The sequence below is a fragment of the Microbulbifer sp. ABF4_143 genome (assembly GCF_056160225.1).
Genome location: NZ_JBSWWT010000011.1, coordinates 158,910 through 167,130, shown reverse-complemented (window position 1 = coordinate 167,130; position 8,221 = coordinate 158,910). Strand labels below are relative to the sequence as shown.

The window sequence follows — 8,221 nt, the reverse complement described above, 5'->3', positions numbered from 1 at the left end:
GCCAGGGAAAGCGGCCTTGAGGCCGTGCAGCGATTTGCCAGGAGGTTGTCCAGCTATGTCGAGGGGATAGTGGCCAGCGCTACCTACCGACTAAACACCTCTGTTCTGGAGGGCATGAACAACCGCATCAAGGTGATCAAGCGCACGGCCTACGGATACCGGGACAACGGCTACTTCTTCCTAAAGATCAAAGCCGCGTTTCCCGGTAAAGTGCGATGAACCATAAAAAAGGCCGCACAAAACGTGCGGCCTTTTCCCTAAGTGTTTCCCGGCGACTATCAGAAGGTGTAGTTCAGGGATACACCGGCCAGCCAGGCTTCGATATTGGTGGTGCCACCATCGAAGTAGGTGGGTACCGGGACTGTGGTGAACTCCTGAATGGTTTCGTCGTCGCCCCACAGGTAGGCGAAGCCGCCGTCGATGCTCAACTGGTTGTTGAACTCGTAGGTGCCGCCGATGGTCACCCACTGGCGATCGGTATCCGGAATGGACAGGGTGCGCCAGGTGATCGGCAGCCCGAAGGCGTTGGCGGTCTCGTCGAGCGGGTTCAGGCCGTCGCGGGCGGCACCCTCGTCGTAGGCGTAACCGATGCGCCAGGTGACCTCTTCGCAGGGGTAGTACTCAGCGGCGATGCTGTAGCGCCAGCCGCTCTCGAAGTTCTCCTCCTTGATCAGCAGCGGATCGAAGGGCGGGCCAAAACCCTCGATAAAGCCTTCCAGGCGCTCGAAATCGTCCCAGTCAGTCCACATGGCGCCCAGCGCCAGGCCCCAGTTTTCATCGAAGCGGTGGTAGAAGCCCAGTTCCCAGGTGTCCGGCAGATCCAGAGTGAGATGGGCGTCCGCGTTGTCGAACGGCGCCAGCGGGCTCGGAACCAGATTGGAATTGACATCCCCCTCCAGCTTGGGGTCGGATTCCGCGTGGTAGGAGATGCCGACACGGGTGTGATCGGAGATGCGCCACAGGGCGCCGACAGACCAGCTGACATCCCAGTCGTCACCCTCGAGATCGAGAACGGTGGCGCCGGACAGGTTGCGGCCGATCACGGGTGCCAGCACCGGGTCGAGGGGGAAGTTGTTGGGGATGGTCGTTTTCAGTTTCGCGTCGGCGTAGAGGAAGTTGGCCGCGATGCCGATGCTGAACTGGTCGTTGAAGTCGTAGGCGACGGACGGCGCTATATTGACGGTCAGCAACTCGGTCTTGTTGGCGATGGTCGTGACGAGGAAATCGTTGGAGAAGTCCGTCTCCAGGCCGTAGTCGGTGTACATGGCCAGGCCGAAGGACCAGCAGTCGTCGATCGGCACCGCCAGATAGGCGTTGGGCACAAAGGCGCTGGTCGCGTAGTCGTCATCCTTTACGTGGATCGGTTCCAGCGGGATAAAGCCACCGGTCGCCTGGTTCGGCAGAAAATAGGTGACGTCGCCCGCTGCGTCGATCTCCGGGTTGATATAGGTCACGCCGCCGGAAATGGTGTAGGAGTCAAACAGCGCAGATCCCGCCGGGTTGCGCGCGAGGATGGCGGCGTTGTCGCCGATGGTGTTCTCCGCGGCGAAGGCGCGGCCGAGGCCGGAAGTGCTGGTTTCCTGCAAGTAAAAGCCAGCGGCCATGGCGCCGCTGGAGGCGGAGCTGATTGCGGCAGCCAGGGCTGCGCGTCTCAGAAGATTCTTATTCATGAGATCCCACTCTATTGCTGATGACAAAAAGCCACATGCAGAATTGAAAAACTGGCGCGTGGCGGGAAGGCATATTCAAATGCCTTCGGGTTTCGCAATTAATTCCCTGTCGGCAAGTCTAGCAACGCCAAACTCCGCCAACAGTGGAAACGGGCGACTTTATAAAGACAAAAGGCCGAAAAATCTATCGAGTGTCGCGACTTTTTTCCGGCTTTTGGAGTGGGGGTGGAATTTTATTGAGTTGCGCTGACAGGTTTTCCGTCGATGGATAATTTGGTCAGGTCTATCTGGTAGGTTTTGCCATTTTCCTCGCGCTGCCTCAGCTTCACCAGTGCGTAGTTCCACTGGGGCGCAAACCAGATGCTGGTTTCGCGCTCCGCGTCGCCGTCGCGCACCCGCTGTACCCTGATTGTTTCGATCGGTCCCAGCGGGGTTTGCAGTTTTTCTCTGCCGGCGATGGAGAAGCTGTATTCGCGAATTTTCCTGCCGTCGGCGACCTGGTATACGAGCGGCTCCCTGCCGGTGGCGACATCGAGCGCCAGTTGCAGTTGATAGGTGATTTTGTCGAGGGCGCCGGCCGGGGCGTTTTCCAGCGTGCGCTTGGGGTTGGAGACGTTGACCACGCGTCTCTGCGCCGGCTCGAAGTTCAACACCGTATGCCGGTCCCTGCCCAATCCGGTCCTGTGGTACTCGTAGTGTTGCGGCAGCAGGCGGCCATGCTTCAGGCCGAAGCGGGCGTATTCGCGGATATCGGCGAAGAGCGAGTCGGCGCTGAAGTCCAGGCGCCAGCTGTCCGCCCTGCCGGAGAGCTCGCGCTTCGCGGTAACGGCGATGCCGTTGAAACTGGCGGAGTAGGTGGCGGAAAAGGGTTTCAGGTCTGCAGCCAGCAGCTGACCGGAGAGGAAGAGAAGAGCGAGGGTCCAATAACGAAGGGCGTTGGAGCGCAAGGGCACGGCCACCTCCTGTTGTCCAGGCCCCAGCTCAGCAGGCGGGGCGGTTCTGACATCGTTGCAGATTCTTTGACCCCCGCCCGCCGCAAAAAGTGCAATTGCTCAGCCGTCGATCCGCTTTCCGCTGCGGGGCAGCAGTTCGCCGTCCAGTTCCGAGCGGTCCTCCAGCATGCGCAGGCGCCCCTGGGCGAACCAGGTGACCGCCAGGGGGTAGATCAGATGCTCCTGTACCTGTACCCGCTTGGCAAGCTGCTCCGGCGTGTCCCCGGGTTCGATCGGCACCGCGGCCTGTACTATGGCCGGGCCGCCGTCGAGTTCCTCGGTGACGAAGTGCACCGTGGCGCCGTGCTCGCTGTCGCCCGCGTCCAGGGCCCGCTGGTGGGTGTGCAGTCCCTGGTATTTGGGCAGCAGTGACGGGTGGATGTTCAGCAGGCGGCCGCTGTAGTGGCGCACGAATTCCGGCGTCAGTATGCGCATAAAGCCGGCCAGTACCACCAGATCCGGGGCGCTGCGGTCTATCTCCTCGATCAGGGCGCGGTCGAAGGAGTCCCGGTCGGGGAAATCCCGGTGGTTGACCACCGAGGAGGGAATGCCGGCCTCGGCGGCGCGGGTCAGGCCGTAGGCGTCCGCCTTGTTGCTGATCACCGCGCATACGGAGAAGTCGGCATCCGGCTTCGCCGCGGCGTCGATCAGCGCCTGCAGGTTGGTGCCGCTGCCGGAAATCAGCACGGCCACCTTGCATTTGTCTGCCGCCATCAAAGCCCCGCCAGCTCCACCGCCTCTGCGCCCTCGGCGGCGGGCTCAATGCCGCCGATGACGAAGGCGTCTTCGCCCAGCTTGCGCAGGGTGTCCAGGGCCGCATCGGCAGCCTCGGCGGGCACGCAGACCACCATGCCCACACCGCAGTTGAAGGTGCGGTACATCTCGCGGGCATCGATATTGCCGGCGTCGCGCAGCCAGCGGAATACCGGCGGCATTTCCCAGCTGTTGACGTCGATGCGCGCACAGGTGCCTTCGGGCAGCACCCGCGGCAGGTTCTCCAGCAGGCCGCCGCCGGTGATATGGCTCAGTGCGTTGACCTGGGCGCCTTTCATCAGCTCCAGCAGGTTCTTCACGTAGATGCGCGTGGGCGCCATCAGCGCCTGGGCCAGGGTCGTGTCGCCGATGGCCTGTTGCAGATCGGCGCCGCTGATCTCGAGCACCTTGCGGATCAGGGAGTAGCCGTTGGAGTGGGGGCCGCTGGCGCCGAGGCCGATCAGCACGTCGCCGGCTTTGACCTTGCTGCCGTCGATGATCTCGGACTTCTCCACCACGCCGACACAGAAGCCGGCCAGATCGTAGTCGTCGCCCTCGTACATGCCGGGCATCTCCGCGGTCTCGCCGCCCACCAGGGCGCAGCCAGCCAGTTCGCAGCCCTTGCCGATACCGGAAACCACTTCCGCGGCGATATCCACGTTCAGCCTGCCGGTGGCGTAGTAGTCGAGGAAGAACAGCGGCTCGGCGCCGGCGACCACCAGATCGTTGACACACATGGCCACCAGGTCGATGCCGATACTGTCGTGGATGCCCAGGTCCATGGCCAGGCGCAGCTTGGTGCCGACGCCGTCGGTGCCGGAGACCAGTACCGGCTCCTTGTAGCCGCTGGGCAGCTGGCACAGGGCGCCGAATCCGCCCAGTCCGCCCATCACTTCGGGGCGTGTGGTTCGCTTGGCGACGTGCTTGATGCGCTCAACCAGGGCGTTGCCCGCGTCGATATCGACACCGGCATCCTTATAGGAGAGGGACTGTTTCGCGGGCTGGGGCTTGGAATCGCTCATGATTCATCCTGCGGTGGGTAGTCGAAGGGCGCGTATTCTAGAGGAAATCTGCTCAAATGTGCGAATAGACCGGCAATTCTCGCTGATCCCCGCCGCCGCGGTCCGGCGTGTGCCGCAGCTCCTCGCCAGAAATGCGGGCCAGGTACTGGGAGAAATACCCGACACTGATACAATAGCCGCAAATTTGGCCGCGCCTTCCCGGTTTGGCGCCTCGCGCCGCGAGACAGGCCCTTTGCAAAGATAAGAGGTAGTGGGGAAGAATCCGATGCATAAGCTGCTCAGGTACGGGTGGGTACCGGTGCTACAGGTGCTCTTGCTGTGCACCCCGGTTGCGCCGGCCCAGGCCCGGGTGATCGCGGATCTGTATGAAGTGGTGGAAGCGGTGCCGAGCCGCGGCGCCACCGACCGCGCCGCCGCCAGCAGCCGAGGGCTGGAGCGCATCTTTGTGCGCGTGACCGGCGATGCCGCCATCGGCAGCAACCCCCAACTGACGCCGGTATTGCAGCAGGCGCAGCAGTTCGTGCAGAGCTATCGCTACACCAGCGAAGACAATCAGCTCTACCTGTACCTCTCCTTCGACCCCCAGGCGGTTTCCGATCAGGTGCACAAGCTGGGGCTGCCCATGTGGCCGAACAACCGCCCCGGCACCCTGGTGTGGATGGCGGTGGATACCCTGCAGGGCGGCCGCAGCGCACTGCGCGAGGAGGACAGCCCGGAGCTGTTTGCGGCCCTGGAGGCCATGGCTATCGAGCGCGGCCTGCCGGTGGATTTCCCGGTTATGGACCTGAACGACCAGCGCAATATGCCGCTGGGCAATCTCTGGGCCCTGGACGAGCGCGCCGCCGAGCAGGCCGGGGTGCGCTACCGGCCGGACGCGACCCTGATGGGGCGCCTGCTGGAGGCCTCGGGCCAGCGCTGGCAGGGGAACTGGCTGCTGATTCACGGCGGCCGCAGTTACGCCTTCGACGCCAGCGGCAGCTCCCTGGAGGAGGTGGCCCTGCGCGGTATCGACGAGGCGGCCAATCTGCTGGCGCAGCGCTATGCGGTGCGCACCGACGGCGATGGCGGCCACCGCAGCGCGGTCATTGTCGAGCTCTCCGGCGTGGACAGCTTCGCGGACTACACACAGGCCTCCGCCTACCTGCGGGGGTTGGCGCAGGTCAGCAGTGCCGATCTGCTGTCTGTGGAGGGCGACCGCCTGCGCCTGGCCCTGACCACCTCGGCGCCGCTGCGCAACCTCCGCGACGCCCTGGCCCTGAACCGCAAGCTGCAGGCCCAGGCGGATGCGGACCCCATCGATCTGAGCGGTTACCGCGCCCCGCTGGGCAGCGCGGACAACCCGCTGCGCTACCGCTGGCACTGAGATGACTGGCGGGAAGGGCGAGCGCGTACCGCAACAGTTGCCGCTGGGTGTGTCCCTGCGGGACGACGCCACCTTTGACAACTTTTACCTGTCCGAGGCGGATCCCAATCGCCAGGTGGTGGCCCTGCTGCAGACCTTTGCCAGCGGGGAGAACCCGGAGCCGGTGATCTACCTGTGGGGCGAGGCGGGCAGCGGTGTCAGCCACCTGCTGCAGTCGGTGTGTCAGAGCGCCGAGGCCCGCGGGCGCTCCTTTCAGTACCTGCCGCTGGCGGACCTGCTGGCGCTGGAACCGGCGGTGATACTCGACGGCCTGGAGCAGCTGGAGCTGGTGTGTATCGACGACCTGCACCTGCTGGAGGGGCAGCCGCAGTGGCAGACGGCGCTGTTCCACCTCTACAACCGGGTCAAGGACGGCGGCGGCCAGTTGCTGCTGGGGGCGCGCCAGTCCCCCCGCGGCCTGAAAATCGATCTGGCGGACTTGCAGTCGCGCCTGCAGTGGGCGCTGGTATTCCAGCTGCAGCCCCTCGACGACGGCGACAAGCTCGCCGCCCTGCGCCGGCGCAGCCGCCTGCGCGGCTTCGACCTGCCGGAGGACGTGGCCCAGTACATCCTCCACCGCGCCCCGCGCGATACCCGCGCGCTCTTCCTGTACCTGGAACAGCTGGACCGGGCCTCGCTGATGGCCAAGCGCAAGATCACCATTCCGTTCGTGAAACAGGTGCTCGGGATTTGACTGACCGCTGGCGCTGGTGACCACTCACTGGCGCCGGCAGAAAGGCGCTTCAGTCTCCGCTGCCGAGTTCGAACAGATCGCGGTTGTGGCGGAAGTACTCCTGCGCGTAGGCCAGCTCCCCCGGGGTTTGCGCGAACAGCGTGGCCAGCGGCTGCCCGGAGACCACCGCGTCGCCCACCTTCACCTGCAGGCGCAGCCCGGCCTCGGGGGAGGAGGGGGCGCCGGCCAGTTTCGCCAGCCGAGCCAGGCGGCGGTTGTCCATCGCACACAGCCTGCCGTCGCGCCAGGCGCGCAGCGGCGCCCGGTGGCGCGCCTGCGGGGGCGTTCTGAGGCCGCCCTGGGCCTCGCAGATACGCCGAAACTGCCGCCAGGCGCGGCCGGACTGGAGCAGTTCCCGCGCCCGCGCCAGGCAAGCGGCGTCCGCCTCGCCGGACGCCATCGACAGCAGCTGCGCGGCGAGAAACAGCGCGCGTTCCACCAGGTCCGCCGGCGCCTCGTCGGCGTTGCACAGCACCGCGAGCACATCGCGGGCCTCCTGAGCCGGCCCTATGCCGCGGCCTATCGCCTGGGAGCCGTCTGTGACGACGCAGCGGATATGCAGTCCCAGCGCCTCGGCGACGCCGTAGAAGAGTTTCGACAACCGCTCCGCCTGGGCCCGGTCGCGCAGCTTGACGGTCGGGCCCACCGGCATATCGATCAGTATATGGTTGGAGCCGGCGGCGATTTTCTTCGACAGCACCGAGGCGACCAGCTGCCCCTCGCTGTCCAGATCCAGCGCGCGCTCTATGCGGATCAGCAGGTCGTCGGTGGGGGAAAGTCCCACCTCCCCTGCGGCGGCCAGGCAGGCGCCGGTGGTGGTCACGACCCGTTTCAGCTGCGCGAGGCTGAGGTCTACGCGGGTCAGGACTTCCATGGTGTCGGCGGTGCCGGCGGGGGAGGTGATGGCGCGCGATGAGGTCTTGGGGATCATCAACCCGGCGGCGCTGGCGATGGCGATCACGATCGGCGTGGTGCGGTTGCCCGGCAGCCCGCCGATACAGTGCTTGTCGAATACTCTGTCGCACCCCGGCCAGTGCAGGCGGTTGCCGCTGGCGGCCATGGCCCGGGTCAGGGCGGTGATTTCCGCCGGATTCAGGCGCCCGCCGGCACAGGCGGTGAGGAAACTGGCGATCTCGATGTCCGAGTAGAGCATCTGGCCGATATCGCGAATGATCGCGCTGATTTCCAGCCCAGCCAGCTCCCGCCCCTGGATCTTTTTGCGCAGCGCCGACAGAGACGCCACCAGCGGTGCGTGGCGCACCTTGACCCGCTGCCCGTCGCGCAGCCGCAGGCAGCGCCAGGCGCTGTCGGAGAAACCGATGGTACCCGACGGCAGCACCGCCCGGTTGACGATATTGAGGGTGGCGATAATGCTTCGGCCGTCGGCCTGGATCTGCAGCCGGGTGTTGGCGGTGAAGCCCTCGGCGCGGCAGATATCGCTGTCGCTGCGCAGATAGACCACCGGCTCCTCGTGGGTGTCTATGCCCATCAGCAGGGCGCGCAGTTGTCCGGTTTCCGCCATGGATTGGTACCGCTGATTCCACCGTTGTTGCCGCCGGCAAATGCGGCCGGAGTGCGACGGCGCGCGCAACTTCCCCGAAGATCCCCGTTTGAATCGCGCAACTGCCACAATAAATTGTGGCAGTTGC

The 8,221-nt window shown here is 65.2% G+C and carries 8 protein-coding genes; 3 read left to right on the top strand and 5 right to left on the bottom strand.

Going from position 1 to position 8,221, the window contains the following annotated elements; translation table 11 throughout:
- A partial coding sequence (locus ACXAF3_RS10850; protein ID WP_475112316.1) for a transposase occupies positions 1–219 on the top strand: 219 nt, incomplete at its 5' end.
- Between the two features lie 59 nt (positions 220–278).
- Here ACXAF3_RS10850 and ACXAF3_RS10845 read toward each other — a convergent pair.
- From ACXAF3_RS10845 to purM, 4 genes are all read right to left on the bottom strand, one after another.
- Positions 279–1,670, bottom strand: a complete 1,392-nt coding sequence (locus tag ACXAF3_RS10845; RefSeq protein WP_475112315.1) for an OmpP1/FadL family transporter — start codon at positions 1,668–1,670, stop codon at positions 279–281.
- Positions 1,671–1,903: 233 nt separating this feature from the next.
- Complete coding sequence (locus ACXAF3_RS10840) at positions 1,904–2,623, bottom strand: DUF3108 domain-containing protein (RefSeq protein ID WP_475112314.1); 720 nt, start codon at positions 2,621–2,623, stop codon at positions 1,904–1,906.
- Positions 2,624–2,722: 99 nt separating this feature from the next.
- Complete coding sequence (purN, locus tag ACXAF3_RS10835; protein WP_475112313.1) at positions 2,723–3,376, bottom strand: phosphoribosylglycinamide formyltransferase; 654 nt, start codon at positions 3,374–3,376, stop codon at positions 2,723–2,725.
- On the bottom strand, positions 3,376–4,437 hold the full coding sequence (purM, locus tag ACXAF3_RS10830) for a phosphoribosylformylglycinamidine cyclo-ligase (RefSeq protein WP_475112312.1): 1,062 nt from the start codon (positions 4,435–4,437) through the stop codon (positions 3,376–3,378). Before purM ends, purN begins: the two co-directional genes overlap by 1 nt.
- A gap of 265 nt (positions 4,438–4,702) precedes the next feature.
- Here purM and ACXAF3_RS10825 point away from each other — a divergent pair, with 265 nt between their 5' ends.
- Together ACXAF3_RS10825 and hda are read left to right on the top strand one after the other, a co-directional pair.
- Positions 4,703–5,800 (top strand): DUF2066 domain-containing protein, encoded by a 1,098-nt coding sequence (locus ACXAF3_RS10825; protein WP_475112311.1) that lies wholly within the window; start codon positions 4,703–4,705, stop codon positions 5,798–5,800.
- Between the two features lies 1 nt (position 5,801).
- Positions 5,802–6,533 carry a DnaA regulatory inactivator Hda gene (hda, locus tag ACXAF3_RS10820; protein ID WP_475112310.1) on the top strand — a complete coding sequence of 244 codons (732 nt, stop codon included), beginning with the start codon at positions 5,802–5,804 and terminating at the stop codon, positions 6,531–6,533.
- A gap of 49 nt (positions 6,534–6,582) precedes the next feature.
- Here the strand turns inward: hda and ACXAF3_RS10815 are convergent, their stop codons facing one another.
- Positions 6,583–8,094 carry a thymidine phosphorylase family protein gene (locus ACXAF3_RS10815; protein WP_475112309.1) on the bottom strand — a complete coding sequence of 504 codons (1,512 nt, stop codon included), beginning with the start codon at positions 8,092–8,094 and terminating at the stop codon, positions 6,583–6,585.
- Positions 8,095–8,221: the final 127 nt, after the last annotated feature.